The organism is Bradyrhizobium genomosp. I (2014) (assembly GCF_000261685.1).
In the GTDB taxonomy this organism is placed as follows: domain Bacteria; phylum Pseudomonadota; class Alphaproteobacteria; order Rhizobiales; family Xanthobacteraceae; genus Bradyrhizobium.
On record NZ_AJQE01000275.1, the window covers coordinates 14,147 to 36,851 of the forward strand.

Sequence of the window (22,705 nt, forward strand, 5' to 3'; positions counted from 1 at the left end):
CTCGTCAATTCGCCATCATCCGCGTGGGCAGCCAGGTCGCCAGCAGCGGGAAGGCGATCAGGATCACGAGGCGGATCAGGTCCGTGACCACGAACGGAATCACGCCCTTGAAGATGGTGGAGAAGGAGACGTCCTTCACCACGCTCTTGATGACGAACACATTCATGCCGACCGGCGGATGGATCAGGCCGAGCTCGACGGTCATGACGATGATGACGCCGAACCAGATCGGATCGAAGCCGAGATGCATGATCACCGGGAAGATGATCGGCACGGTCAGGATGATCATCGCCATGGCGTCCATCAGGCAGCCGAGCACGAGATACATCACCATGATCAACGCCAGCACGCCGTAGCTGCCGAGGCCGAGGCCGGTGAGGAATTCCGTCACCTTCTGCGGCGTCTGCGTCACCGTGAGGAAATAGCCGAAGATCAGCGCGCCGATCAGCACGGTGAACACGGCGGCCGCGGTGCGCGTCGCCTGCAGCAGCGAGGCCAGGATCTTCTCGCGGTCGAGGCGGCCCGTCAGCACGCCGATGATGAAGGCGCCGGTGGCGCCGACGCCGCCGGCCTCCGTCGGCGTGAAGCGCGGCAGGAAGGGCAGGCCGTAGAGGCCGCCGATCACGAAGATGAACAGCAGCACGGGCGCCCAGATCTCCTTCAGGCCCGCAAAGCGCTCGCGCCACGGCGTCACCTTGCCTTTCGGCAGGAAGTCGGGACGAAGATAGCCGATCAGGAAGATCGTGATCATGTACATGCTCATCGCCAGCAGGCCCGGGATGATGCCGGCGATGAAGAGCTTGCCGATGTCCTGCTCGGTGATGATGCCGTAGACCGCGAGCACGGTGGAGGGCGGCAGCATCGCGCCCAGCGTGCCGCCCGCCGCGATCACGCCGGTGGCAAAGGACTGCGGGTAGCCGAAGCGGCGCATCTCCGGGTAGGCGACGGCGGAGAAGGTCGCGGCGGTCGCGACCGAGGAGCCGCAGATCGCGGCAAAGCCGCCGCAGGCGCCGACGGTGGCGATGCCGAGCCCGCCGCGTAAGTGGCCGACGAAACCGTTGGCGGCGCGGAACAGCTCGCGGCTCATGCCGGAATTGGACACGAACGAACCCATCAGCAGGAACATCGGGATGACCCCGAAAGTGTAGTCGGTCACCGTGCGCATCGAGGTCTGGCCGACCAGCTTCAGCGCCGCATTTCCGTTGACGAGATAGGCGAAGCCGGAGACGCCGACGAGGCCCATGGCCATGCCGACGGGCACGCGCAGCAGCATCAGGACGAACAGGGAAACGAAGCCGATTAAGGCGACGGCATCGGTGCTCATGACTACTCCGTCGCCTTCAATTTGGGATCATGCATGTCTTCGGGATGGAATATCAGCCGGTAGGTGCGGATCGCGATCAGCAGCACGGCGGAGACGTCGCCGATCCAGGCGATGGCGAAGAACGGCCAGGTCGGCATGTGCATGTCGAAGGTCAGGACGTTGTCGTTGTAGGTGCCGCGCACCTTGTCGAACAAAGTCCAGGTCTGCACGGTCACCACGAACAGCAGGACCAGGGTCGCGAACACGTCGATCCAGCGCTGATAGCGCGGGCCGACGTTGCCCCAGACGAGGTCCACCGTGATGTGGGTGCCGCGGTAGGAGGTTGCCGCGATACCCCAGAAGATGAGGATACCGAGCAGCATGCGGCCGATGTCGAAACTGTCGGGGATCGAATAGTTCAGTGTGTTGCGCAGCAGCACCGACAGGAAGATATCGAGTGCGACAAGGCCGACGAAGCCGGCCGCGATCCATTCGATCGTGTCGATGATGCGGTCCATCCAGGAGCGCTTCATGGGATGTGTCTTGTCGTCCGATGTCATGTCCGTTCTCGGCTCAGGCGGCAGGCTTTGCCTCTCCCGCTTGCGGGGAGAGGCCGACACGCGAAGCGCGGCGGGCGAGGGGGGCTCTCCGCGAGTCTCGCTGTCGCCGTCTCCGTGGAGACTCCCCCTCACCCCGACCCTCTCCCCGCAGGCGGGGAGAGGAGGACGAAGCGCCGTGCGCTCCTCACCTCTACCCGCGCCTGCAGAATAACGGCGGCGAGATGCCCCTCGCCGCCGCATCTTCCCTCGGCGAAATGTTACTCCGCCAGCGCGTTGTACTTCTTCAGCGAGGCCTTGAGGTCTGCGAGCGCGGCGTCCGGATCGGCGCCGGCCTTCTTGGCGCCGTCGGCCCAGGTCTTCACCAGCGGCTCGGCGGCCTTCTTCCAGGCGGCGGTCTGCTCCGGTGTCAGCTTGTAGACCTCGTGGCTGGATTCCGCCTTCACCTTGTCGATGCCGGCATCCTCGAACTTGCCCCAGTGCTCGCCGACCGCGCCCGCCATTTCGGTCGAGCAGTTCTTGTCGATCGCGGCTTTCTGCTTCTCGGACATCGCATTGTACTTGTCCTTGTTGATCACGAACACGAAGGTCGTGGTGTAGAGCGGCGCCTCCATGTCGTATTTGGTCACCTTGTCGATGCCGAACAGCACCAGGGAGCCCCAGGGGAAGGTGACGGCGTCGGCGACGCCGCGCTCGATGATGTCGCGCACTTCCGGTGCCGAGGACTGCACGTTGGTGCCGCCGAGCGAGGTGACGAAGTTCGCCATGGTGGCGTGCGCGGGGCGGATCTTCATGCCCTTCACGTCCTCGGGGCTGACGATTTTCTTGGTTTTGGAGTGGAAGGAGGAGGGCGAGTGGACGAAGGCGAGGCAGTATTTGACGTCCTTCATCTCCTTCTCGGCATATTTCCGATACCAGGCGTCCAGCCCCATCGAGCCGCCCTTGGCGTCGGAGATCAGGAACGGCAATTCGCCGGCGCCGATGATCGGGAAGCGGCCGGGCTGGTAGCCGGGATTGACGTAGGTGACGTCGGCGATGCCGTCGCGCGCCATGTCGTAATGGTCGAACGCCTTGCCGAGCTGCTGGGCCGGAAACACCTTGCCCGTGATGGTGCCGCCGGAATCCTTGTTCACCGCAGCGACCCAGTCTTCCAGGGATTTCTGCAGCGGGTGCGACGCCGGCACCCAGTGCGAGACCTTCAAGTCGAAGGTCTTGTCCTGCGCCAACGCAGGGCTCACGCTTGCTGCCAGCAGCAAAGCCAGACAGGCTCTTCTCATCACGCGTCTCTCCCTCTTTTTGATGGCGGGCTTCGATGGCCCGGCCTCATTAATTAACATGTTATATAATTGGCCGGCGCGTTCAAGCCGGAACTGACGTGCGCCTTATCGCGTCGTCTACGTCAGCCATGTTGCATGGATTTGTCGCCCTGCCGCGACCCGCACTCCCCTTTTGCCCAACCGTTATATGGTATAATTATCCTGAGCGACTTGAAGCGACAAGCGGGCCGCAACGAAAGCCTACAGGATCGGAAGGAGCAAGTATTGCGGACAAAAGTCGCAATCATCGGGGCCGGACCGGCTGGATTGTTGCTTGGGCAACTGCTGCACGCCTATGGCATCGACAACGTGATCCTGGAGCGGCAAAGCCCGGACTATGTGCTCGGCCGCATTCGCGCCGGCCTGCTGGAGGAGGGAACCGTCGCGCTGCTCGACCAGGTCGGTGCCGGCGCACGGGCACACGCCGAAGGCCTGGTTCATGAAGGCATCGAGCTTGCCTTTTCCGGCCGCCGTCATCGCATCGACATGAAGGGTGCGACCGGCAAGACGGTGATGATCTACGGCCAGACCGAGGTCACGCTCGACCTGATGAATGCGCGCAAGGCCGCCGGTCTCGTCTCGGTCTACGAGGCCAAGGACGTGCAGCCGCATGATTTCGACGGCAGTCACCCGCGTGTCACCTACGTCAAGGACGGTGTCACCCACAGGATCGATTGCGATTTCATCGCCGGCTGCGACGGCTTCCATGGCGTCAGCCGCGCCAGCGTTCCAGCCTCGGCGATCGAGGAGTTCGAGCGGGTCTATCCGTTCGGGTGGCTCGGCATCTTGTCGGATACCCCGCCGGTCAGCCATGAACTGATCTACTCCAATCATGCCCGCGGCTTTGCGCTTTGCACCATGCGCTCGACGAAGCGCAGCCGCTATTACGTGCAGTGCGCGCTGGATGACCATGTCGACCAATGGCCGGACGACCGCTTCTGGGACGAGTTGAAGCGCCGGCTCGACCAGGAGGCGGCCGACAGTCTCGTCACGGGGCCCTCGATCGAGAAGAGCATCGCGCCCTTGCGCAGCTTCGTCGCCGAGCCGATGCGCTTCGGCAGGATGTTCCTGTGTGGCGATGCCGCCCACATCGTGCCGCCGACGGGCGCCAAGGGCCTGAACCTGGCTGCCAGCGACGCGCATTATCTGTCGGGCGGCTTACGCGAATTCTACGATGAGAAATCCAGCGCCGGCATCGATGCCTATTCCGCCATGGCGCTGGCACGGGTCTGGAAGGCCGTGCGGTTCTCCTGGTGGATGACCTCGATGCTGCACAAATTCCCCGACACCGGCACCATCGGCGCCCGCATCCAGCTCGCCGAACTCGACTACGTCACGCAGTCGCAGGCCGCGATGACGTCGCTGTCGGAGAATTACGTCGGGCTGCCGTTTTAGGGCTCGCCGCTGCCACGTCCTCCGTCATTGCGAGCGTAGCGAAGCAATCCGGGAATCTCTCCGCGGGAACAATGGATCGCTTCGCCGCAAGAGCTCCTCGCAACGACGGCCGTGCCCGTTTCAAACGCCCGCGCAAATCCCGTTTAAAACTTTGTAATTGATGCATCCGTCACGTCCATCGCGTTCAATGCCGGCGACACAGCAACGCGAGACACCCATGACCGCTCCCGACGTTCCGGCCGGCTTCGAGCCGCATTTCCGCAAAGCGCCGCTCACCGATCCCTGGGAGCCGCTCTATTCGAACAAGACCGACAAGGGCGTCACCGTCGGATTGCGCCTGGCGACGCCGCACACCAACGCGCGCGGATTGATCCACGGAGGATTGATCGCAGCGCTGGCCGATGCCGCTATGGGCTACAGCTGCGCCCAGGCGACGGGGTGGACGACGTCCTTCGTCACGATCTCGCTGTCGGTCGACTACGTCGGCGCCGCCGAGATCGGCCAGTGGCTCTCGGTCGAGGGCGAGGCGATCAAGACCGGCAGCACGATCTGCTTCGCGCAGTGCCTCGCAAAGGCAGACGACGTCGTGATCGCACGCGCGAGCGGCACGTTCCGCGTGGTGCCGAAGAAGTAGCTCTCTCGTGCCCCGGCTCTGCGGAGCGGCACTTCGCGCTGGACCGCGTCTGGGACACGGGCCTCACCCGAACCTCCACTCCGCCGTCTCCACCACGAGATCGATGAACGCGCGCACCTTGGCCGAGAGCAGGCGCGAGGTCGGATAGACGATGTGGATCGGCAGCGCCGGCTGCTCGTATTTCGCCAGCACGATTTTCAGCCGTCCGCGCTTCAGCCCCTCGGCCGCCTGGTAGGCCAGCACGCGCGTCACGCCGCCGCCGGCCTCGGCATATTGCAGCGCCGCGTCGGCGCTGTTGCTGGTGAAGCGCGGGGCCGTCGTTACCTCGTTGTCGCGGCCGTCCTGAACGAAATGCCAATTGGCGGCCGAGCCGAACGCGATGGTCTGGTGCGCGAGCAATTCCTGTGGTGTCTTCGGTTCACCATGGCGCTTGAGATAGCCGGGCGCTGCCACCACGATCCGCCGCATCTCGCCGACCTGCCGCGCCACCAGCGAGGAATCGGCGAGATGGCCGATCCGCACCGCGGCGTCGACGGCGTCTTCCACGAGATTGACGAGGTGGTCGGACAGCCTGAGCTCGGCGGCGACTTCGGGATAGCGCTTGAGATAGGCCGTCATGACCGGCCCGACATGCAGCCGGCCGAAGCCGACCGGGGCCGACACCACCAGCCGTCCGCTCGGGCGGCTGCGCTCCTGCCGCGCCGAGCCATCGGCCTCCTCGACATCGGCGAGGATGCGCCTGACGCGCTCCAGATACCGGGTGCCGACGTCGGTCAGTGTCACCTGCCGTGTGGTCCGCTGTAGCAGCCGGGCGCCGAGATGCTCCTCCAGCGCCGCGATCAGCCGCGTCACCGCCGAGGGCGACAGCTGCAGCTTGCGCGCCGCCGGCGCAAAGCCGCGCAGATCGGCGACGGTGACGAAGACGTGCATGGCGTCGAGGCGGTCCATGGCATTATTGCTTATATCGCAATGATGAAGTGTCAAGGTACCTAATTGTTTTAGACGCCGAAGGCTCCACATTAGCGGTCGAAAGACGCAAGCATGCGCCGGAATTTCAGGAGATGTTCCGATGACAACGGCCCACACCTATGCCAGCGATGTTGCCTTCTCGCCCGCTGTGAAGGCGATCCAGGCTCGCAAGGGTTCGCGCGAGGCCTACGCGCGCAGCGAGCAGCGCGGCTGGCGCATCGAGGTCGACGACAACCTCGCGGCCTTCCTGGCTGACGCCAACAGCTTCTATTTCGCCACCGCTTCGGCCGACGGCCAGCCCTACATCCAGCATCGCGGCGGCCCGAAGGGCTTTCTCAAGGTGCTGGACAGGCAGACGCTCGCCTTCGCCGATTATGCCGGCAACCAGCAGTTCATTACCCAGGGCAATCTCTCGGAAAACCCCAAGGCCTACATCTTCGTGATGGACTACGCCCATCGTCGTCGTGTGAAGATCTGGGGCGAAGCGCGGGTCGTCGAGGACGACGAAGCGCTGACGACGGCCCTGATGCCGAAGGGTTACCGTGCCCGTCCGGAACAGGTGATCCTGTTCAAGATCGCGGCCTGGGACACAAACTGCCCGCAGCACATTCCGCAGAAGTTCGACGCGGGCGATGTCGCGACGGCACTGGCCGCGAGGGACGCGAGGATCGCGGAACTGGAAGCGGAGGTGGCAGCGTTGAGGGGGGAGAAAGCGGCCACGTAGGTCGCCACTTGTTTACCCTCCCCTGGAGGGGGAGGGTCGATCGCGCGGAGCGCGAGCGGGGTGGGGTGATCTCTCAATGCCGGCACTGTGCGAGGTGGCGAGACCGTCACCCCACCCCGCTTCGCATTCCGCTCCGCTACATGCGAAGCGACCCTCCCCCTCCGGGGGAGGGTAAGAGTCACGACACATTCTCGCCTTCGTGCTGGAAGCCGAGATAGCTGGCTGCCACTCCCTCGTTGGCCGCGACGTCGCTGGCTTTGCCGCTCAGCACGAACTCGCCGAGCTCCATCACATAGGCCCGGTCCGCGATCTTCAGCGCGGCCTGCGCGTTCTGCTCGACCAGCAGCACGGAGACGCCGCTAGCGCGCAGCTGGCCGACGATGCGGAAGATGTCGGCGACGATGATGGGCGCGAGGCCGAGGCTCGGCTCGTCCAGCATCAGGAGCTTCGGCTCGCCCATCAGCGCACGGCCCATCGCCAGCATCTGCTGCTCGCCGCCGGACAGCGTGCCGGCGAACTGCTTGCGCCGCTCCTTGAGCCGCGGGAACAGCGTGTAGACGCGCTCCATCGAGGCCTTCGCCTTGCTCCGCTCGATGCGGAAGGCGCCAAGCTCGAGATTGTCCTCGACATTCATGGTCACGAACAATTCGCGGTGCTCCGGCACGAGGCCAAGGCCCATCGCGACGCGGTCCTCGATGTCGAGCCGGGCGAGGTCCTGTCCGGCAAAGGCGACGCGCCCCTTCAGCGGCAGGATGCCCATGATGGCCGAGAGCAGCGTGGTCTTGCCGGCGCCGTTGGCGCCGACGATGGTGACGATCTCGTTCGTGCCGACCTCGAGCGAGACCGAACGCACCGCCTCGACCTTGCCATAGGCGACATGGGCGTCGGTGACGGACAATAGCGCGCTCATGCCGCCACTCCGAGATAGGCCTTGATCACTTCGGGATTGGTCTTGATCGTGGCGGGGGTGCCCTCGGCGATCTTGGTGCCGAAATCGAGCACCACGATGCGGTCGGCGAGGTTCATCACGAAGCCCATGTCATGCTCGACCAAAAGGACGGACATTCCGCCGTCGCGCAAGTCGCGCAGCAGCGCGGCGAGCCGCTGCTTCTCCATGTGGCGCAGACCCGCGGCGGGCTCGTCGAGCAGCAGCAGCATCGGGTCGACGCAGAGTGCCCGCGCGATCTCGACGATGCGCTGCTGTCCGAGCGAGAGCGAGCCCGCGAGCTGATGCATCTGCTCGGTGAGGCCGACGCGTTCGATCTGGCGGGCGGCCTCGGCGAGCAGCTTGGCTTCATCAGTGCGGTCGAGCCGCAGCATCGAGGCGATCGGCCCCGAATGACCGCGCAGATGCGCCCCGATCGCGACGTTCTCCAGCACGGTCATGTCGGGGACGAGCTTGACGTGCTGAAAGGTCCTGCTGATGCCGAGCTTGACGATCTCCTGCGGCGGCGCCTTGTCGACCTTCCTGCCGAGCACCGAGACCGAGCCCGAGGTCGCCGAAAGCACGCCGGTAATCAGGTTGAAGGTCGTGCTCTTGCCGGCGCCGTTCGGACCGATCAGCGCGACGATCTCGCGGGCCTGGACGTCGAAGGAGACATTGTTGACCGCGACCACGCCGCCGAACTGCTTTCGCGCTTTCTCCACCTGAAGCAGGACGCCGGACTGAACCGGCGAGCGTGTGCGCGACTCCAGCTCGAGCGAAGTATCCGGCTTCCCTCCACCGGTGCGTTCCGGCAGGAACGACATCAGCCACGGCCAGAGGCCGCCGGGCGCAAGTTGCAGCAGGGCCACCAGCATGAGGCCGAACACGATGGTCTCGACCTGCCCGGAGCCGGGCAGGATCAGCGGCAGATAGCTTTGCAGCACCTCTTTCAGGACCACGACGATCGCCGCGCCGAGCACGCCGCCCCAGACATAGCCGGCGCCGCCGACCACCGCGATGAAGAGATATTCGATGCCGGCCTGTGCGCCGAACGGCGTCGGGTTCACCGCGCGCTGAAGATGCGCGTAGAGCCACCCCGAAAGGCCGGCGAGCACTGCGGCATGGATGAACACCAGCAGTTTTGCGCGCGGCGTGTGTACGCCGAAGGCCTCGGCCGCGACATGGCCGCGCCGAAGCGCGCGGATGGCGCGGCCGGTGCGGGAGTCCAGGAGATTCATCGTCAGCAGGGCCGAGAGGATCACCGCGACCCAGATGGCGTAATAGATCGAACCGGGCGAGAGCATCTTGAACGTGCCGATCGACAGCGGCGGGATCGCCGAGATGCCGTCATTGCGCCCCAGGAATTCCAGCTTGCTGAAGAGATAGAACAGCCCCAATCCCCAGGCGAGCGTGCCGAGCGGCAGGTAATGGCCGGAGAGGCGGACGGTGATCAGCCCGAGCAGCACCGCGAGCGATCCACTGACCAGGAGCGACAGCGGCAGGGTCAGCCACGGCGACAGGCCGTAGGCGGTCGACAGCACCGCGGTGGTGTAGGCGCCGAAACCGACGAAGGCCGCCTGTCCGAAAGAGGTCAGGCCGCCGACGCCGGTCAGCAGCACGAGGCCCATCGCGACGAGCGCCGCAAGACCGATATTGTCGAGCAGCACGATCCAGAACGGCGGCATGCCCGGGACGAACGGGATCGCCGCCATGAGAGCTGCGAAGATGAGGATGGGAAGCCGGCTCTGCATCTTGGCCTCAGTCCTTCTCTTCTTCGACGGCCGGCGCGGCGAGCGAGCGCAGCAGCAGCACGGGGATCAGCAGCATGAAGACGATCACTTCCTTGTAGTTGGAGGCATAGAAGGACGAGAACGCCTCGACGATGCCGACCACCAGCGCCGCGACGGCGGTGAGGGGATAGCTGACGAGGCCGCCGATGATCGCGGCGACGAAGCCCTTCAGGCCGATCAGGAAGCCGGAGTCGTAGTAGAGCGTCGTGATCGGCACGATCATGATGCCCGACAGCGCGCCGATGACGGAGGCCAGCAGAAAGGCGATCTGTCCGGACAGCGTGGTGCGTATGCCGGCGAGCCGCGCCCCCAGCCGGTTCACGGCGGTCGCGCGCAGTGCCTTGCCGTAGAGCGTCAGGCCGAAGAACAGCCAGAGCCCGACGATGAAGGCGATGGTGATGGCGTAGACGGTGATGCTCTGGCCGGTGAAGCGCAGCGTGCCGGCGGTGAAGGCGCCGGACAGCACGGCGGGTCCGCGCTGGCCCTCGGCGCCGAAGAACAGCAGCCCCAGCCCCTGGAGCGCGAGATGCACGCCCACCGAGGCGATCAGCAGCACCAGCACGGAGGTGTGCGCCAGCGGCTGGAAGGCGATGCGGTAGAGATAGACGCCGATCATCGCGACGATCACGAGGGACAGCGCGATGCAGATCGCCACCGGCGGCTTCTCGCTGGCGAAGTAAACGGTCAGCGCCAGCACGATGCCGGGCAGCACGATGTTGGTGACGAAGCTGCGCACGATCAGCCGCGCATGCAGCGCCTTGCGCGCCACGAAAAGGTCGAAGGCGAAGGCGCCGATGCCAAGCGCAAGCGCGAGCTTTGCCGTGCCCGGCATCTGGCCCGCGGCCAGCGAGGCATAGGTCAACGCGCCGTAGGTGACGAATTCGCCTTGCGGAATGAGGATCACGCGGGTGACGGCGAACACCAGCACCAGCGCCAGGCCGAGCAGCGCGTAGATCGCGCCATTGGTGATGCCGTCCTGCACCAGGAACAGCATGATGGTGGTATTCAAGACCGGACGCTCCCCCTCAAGATCGAGGACCGGTCTCCGCAATTGCGGTGGATGGTCCCCCTCACAGCCATTGAAATACGCTGACGATATTTGATATGGTCCATAACAATTATCAAATATAACATCAAGGGCGGGGGGAACGACCCGCCCGAATTTAGCGGGATTACGAGCACGAGGCGATGACCGTTTCCAAGACCGCTGAAAAGTCGTCCGAAAAACCCGCTGACGCGGCCAAGGGCCGCAAGGACGCGGGCGAAGTCCAGGCCGAAGCGCTCCAGCTCGGCGAGCTCTCCGAGCAGCTCGGCTATGTCCTGAAGCGGGCGCAGCTCAAGGTATTCGAGAACTTTTTGCGCTGCATGGCCTCGCTCCAGCTGACGCCGGCGCAGTTCTCGGTGCTGCTCCTGGTCGAGAAGAACCCCGGGCGTAACCAGACCGAGATCGCCTCCACGCTCGGCATCCTCAGGCCGAACTTCGTGGCGATGCTCGACAATCTCGAGAGCCGCGACCTTTGCGCGCGGATCCGCTCCACCAACGACCGCCGCTCCCATATCCTGGTGCTCACCGACAAGGGCAAGGCCGTGCTGGCGCGGGCAAAGAAGCTCGTTGCCACCAAGCATGAGGCCCGGTTGAACGACCTGCTCGGCCAGGCCAACCGCGAGGCCCTGATCGGGATGCTCTCGAAGATCGCCAACGAGTTTTGACTCTGATCCTCTTCTGGAGGGGAGGGTCGGCCGCGCGGAGCTGAAGTCGCACGTCTGCGAAGTCTTGAGCTCACACCCCATGGCACACTGCGCTCCCTCCCCCCTTGCGGGGGAGGGCGGGGGAGAGGGGTGGCCCAGCAAATGGTGTGCGATATATTCCACATTATCAATTATCAGCAACAGCGGACTCGTGATGCGCACTCCGTCGAGAGAGCGTGCCGTGTGGCACCCCTCTCCCTAGCCCTCCCCCGCAAGGGGGGAGGGAACGCAGCGGAGTGTGGGGCAGACGCCTCAATCCACCAAGATCAACCTGATATCATTCACGTTCGTCAGGGTCGGGCCAGGCTGCAGCAGATCGCGCGTGGCCTCGAAGAATGTTGTTGCAGCCCTTGCGCCTTCATCTTCGCGAAGGTCGCAGCATCGATCAGTGCGCCGCACACGCCCCGGGGGGCGTAAGCTCGGAGGACATCGAACGGAATGATGCGCTGCGTCTAGAAGATGATGCTTGAAACGTCATTTTGCGCGTCCTAAGCTTGGCAACTCAAGCACTGTAACTGCCACGGACATTGTGCCCCGTGATCACCGCCGCGCAGCTTCGAGCCGCCCGTGCCTTGCTCAGGATCGACCAGCGCGAACTCGCGCAGCGCTGTTCGCTGTCGTTGCCGACGATCCAGCGCATGGAGGCCTCCGAAGGGGTGATCCGCGGCAATGTCGATTCCCTGGTGAAGCTGGTCGAGGCGCTGTCGGTTGCCGGCATCGAGCTGATCGCCGAGGGGGCAGTGTCGAGCGCCGGGGGGCGCGGTGTGCGGCTGAAGTCTCCACCTCCGAGCGCAGGCGGCCAATAGCGATGATGCGTGCGCAAATGATGATGCAGGAGCGGCCATGATCGCCGTGGCGCTATGGTCAGTGGCGGCTCTACTGGCACTGGCGCCTGCGGGAATCGTGCTGTCGACGCGCCCGCGCGGCTCGATCATCCTCTACGGCGGGTGCCTGATCGCGACATCGACGCTATGTGTCACGGCGCTGTCGGATCTGCTCTTTTTCCCGCATCTGACGCCGAGCGCGACACTGCCGATCGGCCTGCCCTGGCTCGGTGCCCATTTCCGGCTCGATGCGCTGTCCGCCTTCTTCCTCGTCGTCGTCAATCTCGGCGGCGCCGCTGCGAGCCTGTTCGCGCTCGGCTACTTCAGGCACGAGGACTCCCCCGGCCGCGTGCTGCCGTTCTATCCTGCCTATCTCGCAGGGATGAACGTCGTCGTGCTGGCAAACGATGCCTTCAGCTTCCTGGTCGCCTGGGAATTCATGTCGCTGACCTCCTGGGCGATGGTGGTGTCGCATCACCGGGAGGCCGAGAATGTCCGCGCCGGCTATGTCTACCTCTTGATGGCAAGTTTCGGCACGCTGGCGCTGCTGCTCGCTTTCGGCCTGCTCGCGAGCGGCGCCGGTTACGATTTCGATGCGATCCGAGCCTCGCATCCTTCCGTTGCGGTGAGTGGCGTGGTGGTGATCCTCATGCTGCTGGGCGCCGGCTCCAAGGCTGGCCTGGTGCCGCTGCACGCTTGGCTGCCGCTCGCCCATCCCGCCGCACCCAGCCACGTCTCCGGCCTGATGAGCGGCGTCATGACCAAGGTCGCCGTCTACGGCTTCGTGCGCATCGTCTTTGATCTTCTGCCCGAACCCGTGTGGTGGTGGAGCATGGTGGTGCTGCTCGTCGGCGGTCCGTCGGCGACGCTGGGCGTGCTCTACGCGCTGATGCAGCGCGACATCAAGCGCGTGCTCGCTTATTCAACGATCGAGAATATCGGCATCATCTTCACCGGCCTCGGACTGGCGCTGGCTTTCAAGGCGGAAGGGCTCGACTGGGTGGCGGCGCTCGCTTTCACCGCGGCGATGCTGCACGTATTCAATCATGCGCTGTTCAAGAGCCTGTTGTTCTTCGGCGCCGGCGCGGTGCTCGGAGCAACCGGCGAGCGTGACATGGAGAAGCTCGGCGGGTTGATCCATCGCATGCCGAAGACGGCGTTCGCGGTGCTGGTCGGCTGCGTCGCGATCTCGGCATTGCCGCCATTCAACGGCTTTGTTTCGGAATGGCTGACCTTCCAGGCGATCCTGCTCTCACCGCAGCTGCCCTCCTGGGGCCTCAAGCTGGTCATTCCCGCGGTCGGCGGTTTGCTGGCGCTCGCGGCCGCCTTTGCCGCGGCCTGCTTCGTCAAGCTCTATGGCATCAGCTTCCTCGGTCGGCCGCGTTCGGATGTCGCGGCGTCAGCACATGAGACCGACCGCTTCTCGCTGACCGCGATGTTCGTGCTTGCCGCCCTTTGCCTCGTTGCCGGCATCCTGCCCGGGTTGTTCATCGATGCGCTGGCGCCGGTGAGCAAGGATATGGTCGGCAACATTATGCCGCATCAGGTCGGATTGCAGTGGCTCACCATCGTGCCGATCGCCGAAAGCCGCAGCTCCTATAACGGCCTTCTGGTGTTCCTGTTTGCGGCACTCTGCGGCACGACGGCGGCTACAGCCATTCACCGCTTCGCCTCCGACCGCTTACGCCGCGCGCCGGCCTGGGATTGCGGCTATCCCGATCCGAATCCGGCGATCCAGTACTCGGCCTCCAGCTTCTCGCAGCCGATCCGCCGCGTGTTCGGCAGCGTCATCTTTGCCGCGCGCGAGATCGGCGAGATGCCGCCGCCGTCCTCGCCGGCTCCTGCGCGGCTCCAGGTCGAACTGCACGATCTGATCTGGGATGTGCTGTACGCGCCGATTGCGAAGGTCATCGGCTTTGCGACCGACCGCATCAATATCCTGCAGTTCCTCACCATCCGCCGCTATCTGACGCTCGTCTTCGTGGCGCTCGTCGTGCTGCTGCTGGTGGTGGCACTATGAACGCGCTGCGCGATATCCTCTCCCAGGGCGCCCAGATGTCGCTGGTGCTGGGGCTCGCGCCGCTGCTGACGGGTTTCGTGCGCAAGGTGAAGGCTCGGCTGCTGCGCCGGCGTGGACCCCCGCTGCTCCAACCCTATCGTGACCTTATTCGTCTGATGCGCAAGGACGTCGTGCTCGCCGACAACGCATCCTGGCTGTTCCGCGTCATTCCCTATCTGATCTTCGCGGGCACCTGGGTCGCCGCCTCGCTGGTGCCGACTTTCGGCAATGGCCTGTTGTTCTCCTGGACCGCCGATCTCATCGCCATCACTGCGCTGCTCGGCAGCGCCCGTTTCTTCCAGGCGCTCGCCGGCATGGACGTCGGCACCGCGTTCGGCGGCATCGGCTCCAGCCGCGAGGTCATGATCGCCTCCCTCGCCGAGCCCGCGATGCTGATTACAGTGTTCTCGGTTGCGATGATCGCCGGCTCGACGCAGCTCTCGAGCGTGGCGGAGTTCATGGGCTCGGACGCGGTCGGTCTGCGTGTGTCCCTGGGCATGGCGTTCGTGGCACTGACCATCGTAGCGCTGGCGGAGAATGCCCGCATCCCCGTCGATAACCCCGCCACCCATCTCGAGCTCACCATGGTGCACGAGGCCATGGTGCTGGAATATTCGGGGCGGCATCTCGCGCTGATCGAACTGTCGTCGCAGCTCAAGCTCCTGCTCTATGTCTCGCTGATCGCCTGCGTGTTCCTGCCATGGGGCACGGCGACGGCGGACGCGGGCGTTGCGAGGCTCGTCTTTGGCGCGCTGCTCTATTTCGGCAAGCTGGCGGTGCTTGGCTTTTTGCTCGCCGTGTTCGAGACGTCGATCGCCAAGATGCGCGTGTTCCGGATTCCGGAGTTCTTGGGCGCGGCGCTGATGCTGGCATTGCTAGCCACCCTGTTGCGCTTCGTGTCGGGGAGCCTCTGAGATGAGCAGCCTGCAATTCGACATCGCCCATCTGCTCGCCGGCTCCCTCGTGCTGGCGAGCTTCATGATGCTCTATCAGGACCGGCTCTATGCGCTGCTCAATGTCTATGCGCTGCATGCCGGCGTGCTGGCGCTGTCGGTGGCCTGGCAGGCCTATGTGCAGCAGGCGCCGCATCTCTATGTCACGGCGCTGATCGCGCTGGTCTTCAAGGCCATCATCATCCCGGTCGCGCTGCACCGGATCATCAAACGGCTCGGTATCCACCGCGAGATCGAGAATGCGATCGGCATCGGGTTGACCATGATGGCTGGCATCGGCCTCGTCGCGCTGTCGATGGTGGTGATGCTGCGGGTGACGCCGAGCGCCGATGCGCTCGCGCGCGAGGATCTTGCCTTCGCGCTGTCGGTGGTGCTGCTGGGGCTCCTGATCATGGTTACGCGACGCAACGCCGTGAGCCAGGTCGTCGGATTCATGTCGCTGGAGAACGGGCTGGTGCTGGCGGCAACCGGCGCCAAGGGCATGCCGCTGGTGGTCGAGATCAGCGTCGCCTTCTCGGTGCTGATCGCCTTCATCGTGATCGGCATCTTCCTGTTCCGTATCCGCGAGCGTTTTGACAGCGTGGACGTGCAGGAGCTTGATCGCTTTCGTGGAGAGCGGCGATGAGCATCGACGCCCTCAGCGCCATCCTCCTGATTCCGGCCCTCTCGGCGGCGCTGCTGGCAATTTTGCCCGGCTACCGACTGACGGCGAAGCTGAACGTAGCGGCGGCGCTCGCGACCTTCCTTACCTCGCTCTCGCTGTTCGTGGTCGAACCGGTATCGGGGCAGTATCTGCTGATGGACGACCTCAACAAGGTCTTCATCGTGTTGACCACCTTCGTCAGCTTCACCACATCGGTGTTCAGCGCGAGCTACATCCAGCACGAGATCGAGACCGGGCGCCTCGCGCCGGCGTTCCTGCGCTTCTATCACGCGATGTATCAGACGCTGATGTTCGCGATGAACCTCGCGCTCGTCGCCAACAATATCGGCCTGATGTGGGTCGCGGTCGAGATGGCGACGCTGACCACCGTCCTGATGGTCGGCATCTACCGCACCCATGAGGCGCTGGAGGCGGCCTGGAAATATTTCATCCTCGGTAGCGTCGGCATCGCGCTCGCGCTGTTCGGCACCATCCTGGTCTATATGGCGGCGCGCCCCGTGGTGGGCGAGGGGCTCGACGGCATGGTATGGACGGTGCTGGTGAAGCACGCCGCACAGTTCGACCCGGCGTTGCTCAACGTCGCCTTCGCCTTCCTCCTGCTCGGCTACGGCACCAAGGTCGGCCTCGCACCGTTGCATGCCTGGCTGCCGGATGCGCATGCCGAGGGCCCGACGCCGATCTCGGCGGTACTGTCCGGCCTGTTGCTCAATGTCGCGCTCTATGCGCTCCTGCGCTTCAAGATGATGCTCGCGGTCAACTCTGAGGCGATCGCGCCGGGTCCGTTGATGGTGACCATGGGTCTGATCTCGGTGATTTTCGCCGCGCTGATGCTGTACCGGCGCCGCGACATCAAGCGGATGTTCGCCTATTCCTCGATCGAGCATATGGGCATCATCGTGTTCGCCTTCGGCATGGGCGGGCCGCTCGCGAATTTCGCAGGGCTGTTGCATATGACCATGCATTCGCTGACCAAGTCGGCGATCTTCTTCGCGGTCGGCCATATCGCGCAGGTCAAGGGCACACAGAAGATCGCCGATATCGGCGGGCTCACGGTGACCAACCCCGCGCTCGGCTGGGGCCTGATGCTCGGCGTCATCGCCATCGTCGGGCTGCCGCCGCTCGGCATCTTCATGAGCGAGTTTCTGGTGGTGAGCTCGACTTTCGCCCGCGCGCCCTGGCTGACGGTGATCCTGGTGCTCGGCATCATCATCGCGCTCGGCGGGCTTTTCCTGCGGATCGGCGCGGTGATGTTCGGTGAGCCCAAGGGCAAGACCGCGCCCGCGGAAGCCTCCTACGTGCCGATGTTCACGCACCTCGGACTGGTTCTGATGGCCGGCATCTACCTGCCGCCGGTGCTGGTCACCGGCTTCCAGAACGTCGCGAAGCTGCTGGGGTAGGCCATGGGCATCCTCGACAGCATCCCCCATGTCCATGCGGTGCCGTCGCACCGACCCTGGCCGCGCGCGGTCGTGACGGAGGCGGGCTGGCAGGCGGCGATCGATCGACTGGTCGAGGGAGGCCTCACACTGCTTGGCTTCTGGGGCGAGCCGACCGCGGTGCATATGGCGATGATCGATGGAGGCTCGGCCGAGATCGCGGTCGTGACCTACGAGTGTACGGCCGGCACATTTCCAAGCGTCGCCGGCCATCATCCGCCGGCGCTTCGGCTCGAGCGGACCATTCATGATCTGTTCGGGCTTGTTCCGACCGTCGCCGACGATCTGCGGCCATGGCTCGATCACGACGTCTGGAGCAAGTCCTATCCGCTCTCGGGCCGCGACGCATCGCGCGACGTGCGGCCGTACCAGTTCCTGCCGTCCGAGGGCGAGGCGTTGCACCAGGTGGCGGTCGGCCCCGTCCATGCCGGGATCATTGAGCCCGGTCATTTCCGCTTCACCGCCAATGGCGAGCATGTGGTGCGGCTGGAGCAGCGGCTCGGCTACACCCACAAGGGCATCGAGTCGTTGATGCAGGGCGCGAGCCTTGCGGCTGCGGCAAAGCTCGCCAACCGCACCTCCGGCGACAGCGCGGTCGCCTATGCCTTCGCCTTTGCGCGCGCCGTGGAAGCGGCGCTCGACATCGAGGCGCCGTCGCGCGCGACGTATTTGCGGGGGCTGATGGCGGAGCTGGAACGGCTCGCCAATCATCTGGGCGACATTGGGGCCATCTGCAACGACGCGTCGTTCGCGCTGATGCATGCCCAGACCGGCATCCTGCGCGAGCGCTGCTTGCGCGCTGCGAACGTCGCGTTCGGCCATCGCCTGATGATGGACGTCATCGCGCCCGGTGGCGTGACGCGTGACATCGCGCCGGACGGCGTAGCGGCACTGTGCACGCTGCTCGCCGAAATCGACAAGGTGTTTCCGCGCCTGATCGAGCTCTACGACAACACGGCCTCGCTTCAGGACCGCACCGTCACCACGGGCATCGTGAAAACGGAGTACGCGCGGCAGTTCGGCGCGGGCGGCTATGTCGGCCGTGCGTCGGGGCGCAATTTCGATGCGCGGCGCATGCTTGCTTACGCACCCTACGACCGGCTGTCGTTCGAGGTGCCGGTGCTCGAGGCGGGCGACGTCAACGCGAGGGTCTGGATCCGCATCCGCGAGGTCGAGCAGAGCGTCGCACTGATCGCGCAGATCCTGGACATGATGACGCCGGGCGAGATCATGAGTGCGCTCCCGGCCGCGTGCGGTGAATGCGAAGGCCTGGCTGTGACGGAAGCGTTTCGCGGGGACGTGCTGATCTGGCTCAAGCTTGGCCAGGAATTGCGCGTCGAACGCTGCCACCTGCGCGACGCCTCGTGGTTCCAGTGGCCGCTGCTGGAGGCCGCGATCGAGGGCAACATCATCGCCGACTTCCCGCTCTGCAACAAGTCGTTCAACTGTTCCTATTCGGGCGCGGACCTCTAGGCCATGCGCAAGACCCTGCTCGAAAGCCTCACCCATGGTTCGCTGGCGGAGCCCGCGCCGGTGCCGGACGAGTCGGCGCTGGCGGAGCTTGCAGCGAAGGTCGACCGCGCCGCCCAGGCCAGGCTGGGGCGTTCTCTCGCCATTCGCGAGGTCGATGCCGGGTCCTGCAACGGCTGCGAGCTGGAGATCCACGCGCTGTCCAACGCCTTCTACGACATCGAACGTTTCGGCCTGCGCTTCGTCGCCTCGCCGCGCCACGCCGACGTGCTGCTGGTCACGGGTCCGGTGACGAAGAACATGCGACAGGCGCTGGAGCGGACCTACAACGCGACGCCGGATCCGAAATGGGTCGTCGCGGTCGGCGGCTGCGCGATCGATGGCGGCATTTTCAGAGGCAGCTATGCCTGCGTCGGCGGCGTCTCCGAGGTCGTGCCGGTGGATCTGCACATCGCGGGCTGCCCGCCGTCGCCGACGGACTTGTTGAAGGGCCTGCTCGCGCTGCTGGAGAACGTCAGCGGCAAGGGGTGAGCTGCGCCGACGAGTTTGCGGCACGCGGCTCGAGGCACGCCCGGCGACGGCGCCGGACAGAGCGCTTCTCAATCCACCAGGATCACCCTGATATCGTTCACGTTGGTCAGCGTCGGGCCCGGCTGCAGCAAATCGCCCGTCGCCTCGAAGAACGTGGTCGCGTCGTTGTTGTCGAGATAGGCCTGCGGCTCGAGCCCCTCTGTCTTCATCTTTGCGAACGTTGCCGCGTCGATCAGCGCGCCCGCGGGGTCGGTCGGGTGGCCGGCGCCGCCATCGGCGCCGTCGGTGTCGCCGGCGAGCGCCGCAATACCCGGCATGTCCTTCAAGAGGCCGGCGAGTGCCAGCGCGTATTCCTGGTTGGGACCGCCGCGCCCATTGCCGCGCACGGTCACCGTGAGCTCGCCGCCGGAGAGGATCGCGAGGCGCTTGCCCTGGGTGCGTGCTTGCAGCGCCAGCCTGGCGTGATCGGCGGCGACCTCGCGTGCCTCGCCTTCGAGATCGGCGCCGAGGTCGATGGTCTCGTAACCGGAGGCGCGCGCGAGCTTCACCGCAGCCTCGAGCGACTGCCTGGGCCGCGCGATCAGCTCGAAATGCGCGCGCGCAAAGGCCGGGTCACCCGGCTTGCAGCTCTCGTTGGCGGGATCGTCGAGCGCGCGGCGCACGGCATCGTCGATGTCGAGCCTGTACTTGGCCACGATCGCACGCGCATCCGCCAGCGTGGTCGGATCCGGCACGGTGGGGCCGGAGGCGATCGCGGAAGGATCGTCATGTGGCACGTCGGAGATCGCGAGCGTGACGATCTCGGCTGCGTTCCTGCCGGCGCGGGCCAGCCGCCCGCCCTTGATGCGCGACAGATGTTTCCTGACGACGTTCATCTCGCCGATGGGCGCGCCCGAGCGCAGCAGCGCCTTGTTGACCGCCTGCTTCTGCGCGAAGCTGATGCCGTCCACCGGCGCAATCCAGTTGGCCGAGCCGCCGCCGGTGAGCAGCACCAGCAGCAGATCGTCCGGGCCGGCTTCGCCGGCGAGCGCGAGCGTGTCGGCGGCGCCCTGCAGGCCGGCTTCGTCGGGCACGGGATGACCGGCTTCGACCACGCGGATGCGGCGCGTCGGCATGCCGTAGCCGTGGCGCGTGGTGGCGATGCCGACAAGGCGTTCCGGTGCGAGCTGGAGCGTGTCCAGATAGTGCCGCTCGGCCGCCGCGGCCATGGCGCCTGCGCCCTTGCCGGCGGCGAGGCAGATCACGCGTCCCTTCGGGGCGGGGCGCAGATGCGGCGCCAGAATTGTGTTCGGATGGGCGGCGGCAACGGCGGCGTCGTAGAGCGCGCGGAGCAGGGGGCGGCGGTCGGTCATGGACAATGGCCTTGAGCGGACAGAGGTAGCGGCGACAAGCTCGCCGGTTATCTGCCTACCGCATCGCGCGCCAAAGCGTAAGCAGCCTTCATCACCATTCGATTGTGCAATCGCGTGATCATGATCGCCGCGCAGGCAAAAACCCCCCGCGCGATCAGCGCAGGGGGTCTTCTCGTCATGTCTCTCAGTTGCTAGCCGCCGGCCTCCGCATTGATCACGTCGCCGAAGAGCTCCCAGCGCTGGCCCTTGAAGCGCTGCAGCTGCAGCGAACTGATCGGGGCGAAATCGGTCGCCGACGTGTTGATCTTGATGCCGGGCAGCAGCACTTCGGTGCGGAAGTCCTTGAGGCTCGCGGCCTGCTTCATGACGTTCGCCCGCGTGAGGTCGTCACCGCAGTTCTTCAGTACCTGGACCAGCGTCTGCGCGACGCCGTAGCCGACGATCGTGCCGCCGTCGGTCTTGTCGCCTTCGGGGAAGTATTTCGCCATGAAATCAAGGAACCCTTTCATGCCGGGATCATTGGCCCATTGCGCGTCGGTGGTGTCCTTCAGATAGGCCGCCGAGATGATGCCTTGCGCGTTCTCGAAGCCTGCCGGCTTGATCACGCTTCCGACCGAGGCCGAGACGTTGTTGAGGAAATGGGTCGGTTTCCAGCCGATTTCCGCATTCTTCTTGATTGCCTGCGCCGCGAATTTCGGCGTGGTGATGTTGACGAAGATGTCGGCACCGGTCGCCTTCAGCTTGACGATGTGGTTGTCGATCGTCGGCTCGGACGTCTCGTAGCTTTCCTCGGCCACGATCATGCTCGCGGCTTTCGATCCGAGACCGTCCTTCAGGCCCTTGAGATAGTCCTTGCCGTAATCGTCGTTCTGGAACAGGACGGCGATCTTGGCGTTCGGCATCTCCTTCAGGATGTACTTTGCGTAGATCTGCGTTTCGCTCTGGTAGTTGGGTTGCCAGCCCATGGTCCAGGGGAAGTCCTTCGGATCGTTCCACTTGGTGGCGCCGGTGGCGACGAACAGCTGCGGCACCTTCTTCGAGTTCATGTATTTCTGGATCGCCGAGTTCGGCGGCGTGCCGAGCGAGTTGAAGATGAACAGCACCTCGTCGCTCTCGACCAGCTTGCGTGCCTGCTCCACCGTCTTCGGCGGCGAATAGGCGTCGTCGTAGGAGATGAAATTGATCTTGCGGCCGTTGATGCCGCCCTCGTCGTTGATCTTCTTGAAATAGGCGGCCTCAGTCCGCCCGATGATGCCGTAGGCGGAAGCCGGTCCGCTATAGGGCATGATGTTGCCGATCTTGATCTCGGTATCGGTGGCGCCGGTATCGTATTTCTTCTGCGCAAGAGCGGCACTCGTCGAGGCCGCGAAAAATGCGAGCGCAACGGATGCGGCCGCGAGTTTGCTGGTGACAGCAGGCATTCCTATCTCCCTATTTTTCTTGATGTGCGCGTCCTTGTTCTTGTGTCGCTTTTCTTGCCGACGCGAACGGGATTGAACCCGATTTGGCCGGAACCTTCAAGGAAAAGCCCCTGCAACCGTGTCGCAGGGGCTGCTTCTTTAGTAGTCATGCGCGATGGTGGACCCTCATCCGCCGACGTCGCCACTGATGACGTCGCCGAACAGCTCCCAGGTTTGGCCCTTGAAGCGTTCCAGCCGCAGTTGCGAGAGCGGCGCGAAGTCCGTGGGACTGGTGTTGACCTTCACTCCCGGAAGCAGTCCGTGGGGCTCGAAATCTCTCATGCTCGCGGCCTGCTTCATCACGTTCGCCCGAGTCAGATCGTCGCCGCAAGCCTTCAGCACATGGACCAGTCCTTGTGCGACGATGTAGCCGTACATGACCGAGGCGTCCGCGCGGTTCGCTTCGGGATAATATTTGTCCAGGAATTCGTTCCAGGCCTTCATGCTCGGATCGTTCTTCCATTGCGGATCAGTCGGGTCCTTGAAATATTGCGAGGAGATGATGCCCTGCGCGTTCTCGAAACCTGCGGGCTTGATCACGCTGCCGATCGATGCCGACACGTTATTGAGGAAGTGCAGTGGCTTTCAGCCGAT

At 64.8% G+C, this 22,705-nt stretch carries 20 protein-coding genes and 2 pseudogenes; 11 read left to right on the forward strand and 11 right to left on the reverse strand.

Going from position 1 to position 22,705, the window contains the following annotated elements:
* Positions 1-4: 4 nt before the first annotated feature.
* The 3 genes from IC50_RS25505 to IC50_RS25515 form a co-directional block, all read right to left on the reverse strand.
* A complete protein-coding gene (locus IC50_RS25505; RefSeq protein WP_035711241.1) occupies positions 5-1,324 on the reverse strand; it encodes a TRAP transporter large permease in 1,320 nt (439 codons plus the stop codon).
* 2 nt (positions 1,325-1,326) lie between these two features.
* Positions 1,327-1,836, reverse strand: coding sequence for a TRAP transporter small permease (locus IC50_RS25510; RefSeq protein ID WP_035711277.1), 510 nt, complete (start codon positions 1,834-1,836; stop codon positions 1,327-1,329).
* A gap of 284 nt (positions 1,837-2,120) precedes the next feature.
* Complete coding sequence (locus IC50_RS25515) at positions 2,121-3,137, reverse strand: TRAP transporter substrate-binding protein (RefSeq protein ID WP_035711243.1); 1,017 nt, start codon at positions 3,135-3,137, stop codon at positions 2,121-2,123.
* A gap of 264 nt (positions 3,138-3,401) precedes the next feature.
* Here IC50_RS25515 and pobA point away from each other — a divergent pair, with 264 nt between their 5' ends.
* Together pobA and IC50_RS25525 are read left to right on the forward strand one after the other, a co-directional pair.
* Positions 3,402-4,571, forward strand: coding sequence for a 4-hydroxybenzoate 3-monooxygenase (pobA, locus tag IC50_RS25520; protein WP_035711245.1), 1,170 nt, complete (start codon positions 3,402-3,404; stop codon positions 4,569-4,571).
* A gap of 217 nt (positions 4,572-4,788) precedes the next feature.
* Positions 4,789-5,205, forward strand: a complete 417-nt coding sequence (locus IC50_RS25525) for a PaaI family thioesterase (RefSeq protein WP_035711247.1) — start codon at positions 4,789-4,791, stop codon at positions 5,203-5,205.
* A 63-nt stretch (positions 5,206-5,268) separates the two neighbouring features.
* Here the strand turns inward: IC50_RS25525 and IC50_RS25530 are convergent, their stop codons facing one another.
* Positions 5,269-6,153, reverse strand: coding sequence for a LysR family transcriptional regulator (locus IC50_RS25530; protein ID WP_035711249.1), 885 nt, complete (start codon positions 6,151-6,153; stop codon positions 5,269-5,271).
* Positions 6,154-6,274: 121 nt separating this feature from the next.
* Here IC50_RS25530 and IC50_RS25535 point away from each other — a divergent pair, with 121 nt between their 5' ends.
* Positions 6,275-6,898, forward strand: coding sequence for a pyridoxamine 5'-phosphate oxidase family protein (locus tag IC50_RS25535; protein ID WP_035711252.1), 624 nt, complete (start codon positions 6,275-6,277; stop codon positions 6,896-6,898).
* A gap of 178 nt (positions 6,899-7,076) precedes the next feature.
* Here the strand turns inward: IC50_RS25535 and IC50_RS25540 are convergent, their stop codons facing one another.
* The 3 genes from IC50_RS25540 to IC50_RS25550 are packed head-to-tail and all read right to left on the reverse strand — an operon-like array spanning position 7,077 to position 10,622.
* A complete protein-coding gene (locus tag IC50_RS25540) occupies positions 7,077-7,808 on the reverse strand; it encodes an ABC transporter ATP-binding protein (RefSeq protein ID WP_035711254.1) in 732 nt (243 codons plus the stop codon).
* Positions 7,805-9,574 carry a branched-chain amino acid ABC transporter ATP-binding protein/permease gene (locus tag IC50_RS38490; RefSeq protein ID WP_050991088.1) on the reverse strand — a complete coding sequence of 590 codons (1,770 nt, stop codon included), beginning with the start codon at positions 9,572-9,574 and terminating at the stop codon, positions 7,805-7,807. The genes IC50_RS25540 and IC50_RS38490 overlap by 4 nt, the downstream gene beginning before the upstream one ends.
* A 7-nt stretch (positions 9,575-9,581) precedes the next feature.
* Positions 9,582-10,622, reverse strand: coding sequence for a branched-chain amino acid ABC transporter permease (locus IC50_RS25550; protein ID WP_035711256.1), 1,041 nt, complete (start codon positions 10,620-10,622; stop codon positions 9,582-9,584).
* Between the two features lie 179 nt (positions 10,623-10,801).
* Between IC50_RS25550 and IC50_RS25555 the strand changes: the two genes are divergently transcribed.
* Positions 10,802-11,323, forward strand: a complete 522-nt coding sequence (locus IC50_RS25555; protein ID WP_035711259.1) for a MarR family winged helix-turn-helix transcriptional regulator — start codon at positions 10,802-10,804, stop codon at positions 11,321-11,323.
* Positions 11,324-11,614: 291 nt separating this feature from the next.
* Here the strand turns inward: IC50_RS25555 and IC50_RS43260 are convergent.
* Positions 11,615-11,772, reverse strand: a pseudogene (locus IC50_RS43260) (glycerate kinase); the annotation flags it as partial.
* Between the two features lie 126 nt (positions 11,773-11,898).
* On the opposite strand from IC50_RS43260, the gene IC50_RS25560 reads away from it, so the two are divergent.
* The 7 genes from IC50_RS25560 to IC50_RS25590 are packed head-to-tail and all read left to right on the forward strand — an operon-like array spanning position 11,899 to position 19,299.
* Positions 11,899-12,168, forward strand: coding sequence for a helix-turn-helix domain-containing protein (locus IC50_RS25560; protein WP_035711260.1), 270 nt, complete (start codon positions 11,899-11,901; stop codon positions 12,166-12,168).
* Between the two features lie 37 nt (positions 12,169-12,205).
* Positions 12,206-14,206, forward strand: a complete 2,001-nt coding sequence (hyfB, locus tag IC50_RS25565; RefSeq protein WP_035711262.1) for a hydrogenase 4 subunit B — start codon at positions 12,206-12,208, stop codon at positions 14,204-14,206.
* Positions 14,203-15,159, forward strand: a complete 957-nt coding sequence (locus IC50_RS25570; protein WP_035711263.1) for a respiratory chain complex I subunit 1 family protein — start codon at positions 14,203-14,205, stop codon at positions 15,157-15,159. The genes hyfB and IC50_RS25570 overlap by 4 nt, the downstream gene beginning before the upstream one ends.
* Before the next feature lies 1 nt (position 15,160).
* Positions 15,161-15,823 (forward strand): hydrogenase-4 component E, encoded by a 663-nt coding sequence (locus IC50_RS25575; protein WP_035711265.1) that lies wholly within the window; start codon positions 15,161-15,163, stop codon positions 15,821-15,823.
* Positions 15,820-17,259, forward strand: coding sequence for a hydrogenase 4 subunit F (locus IC50_RS25580; RefSeq protein WP_035711267.1), 1,440 nt, complete (start codon positions 15,820-15,822; stop codon positions 17,257-17,259). Before IC50_RS25575 ends, IC50_RS25580 begins: the two co-directional genes overlap by 4 nt.
* Positions 17,260-17,262: 3 nt before the next feature.
* Complete coding sequence (locus tag IC50_RS25585; RefSeq protein WP_035711268.1) at positions 17,263-18,771, forward strand: hydrogenase large subunit; 1,509 nt, start codon at positions 17,263-17,265, stop codon at positions 18,769-18,771.
* A 3-nt stretch (positions 18,772-18,774) separates the two neighbouring features.
* A complete protein-coding gene (locus IC50_RS25590; RefSeq protein WP_035711270.1) occupies positions 18,775-19,299 on the forward strand; it encodes an NADH-quinone oxidoreductase subunit B family protein in 525 nt (174 codons plus the stop codon).
* A 68-nt stretch (positions 19,300-19,367) separates the two neighbouring features.
* Here the strand turns inward: IC50_RS25590 and IC50_RS25595 are convergent, their stop codons facing one another.
* From IC50_RS25595 to IC50_RS25605, 3 genes and pseudogenes are all read right to left on the reverse strand, one after another.
* Positions 19,368-20,651: a glycerate kinase type-2 family protein gene (locus tag IC50_RS25595; protein WP_035711271.1), complete on the reverse strand. Its 1,284-nt coding sequence runs from the start codon at positions 20,649-20,651 to the stop codon at positions 19,368-19,370.
* Between the two features lie 191 nt (positions 20,652-20,842).
* Positions 20,843-22,072 (reverse strand): ABC transporter substrate-binding protein, encoded by a 1,230-nt coding sequence (locus IC50_RS25600; protein ID WP_035711272.1) that lies wholly within the window; start codon positions 22,070-22,072, stop codon positions 20,843-20,845.
* A gap of 165 nt (positions 22,073-22,237) precedes the next feature.
* Positions 22,238-22,696, reverse strand: a pseudogene (locus tag IC50_RS25605) (ABC transporter substrate-binding protein); the annotation flags it as partial.
* Positions 22,697-22,705 lie beyond the last annotated feature (9 nt).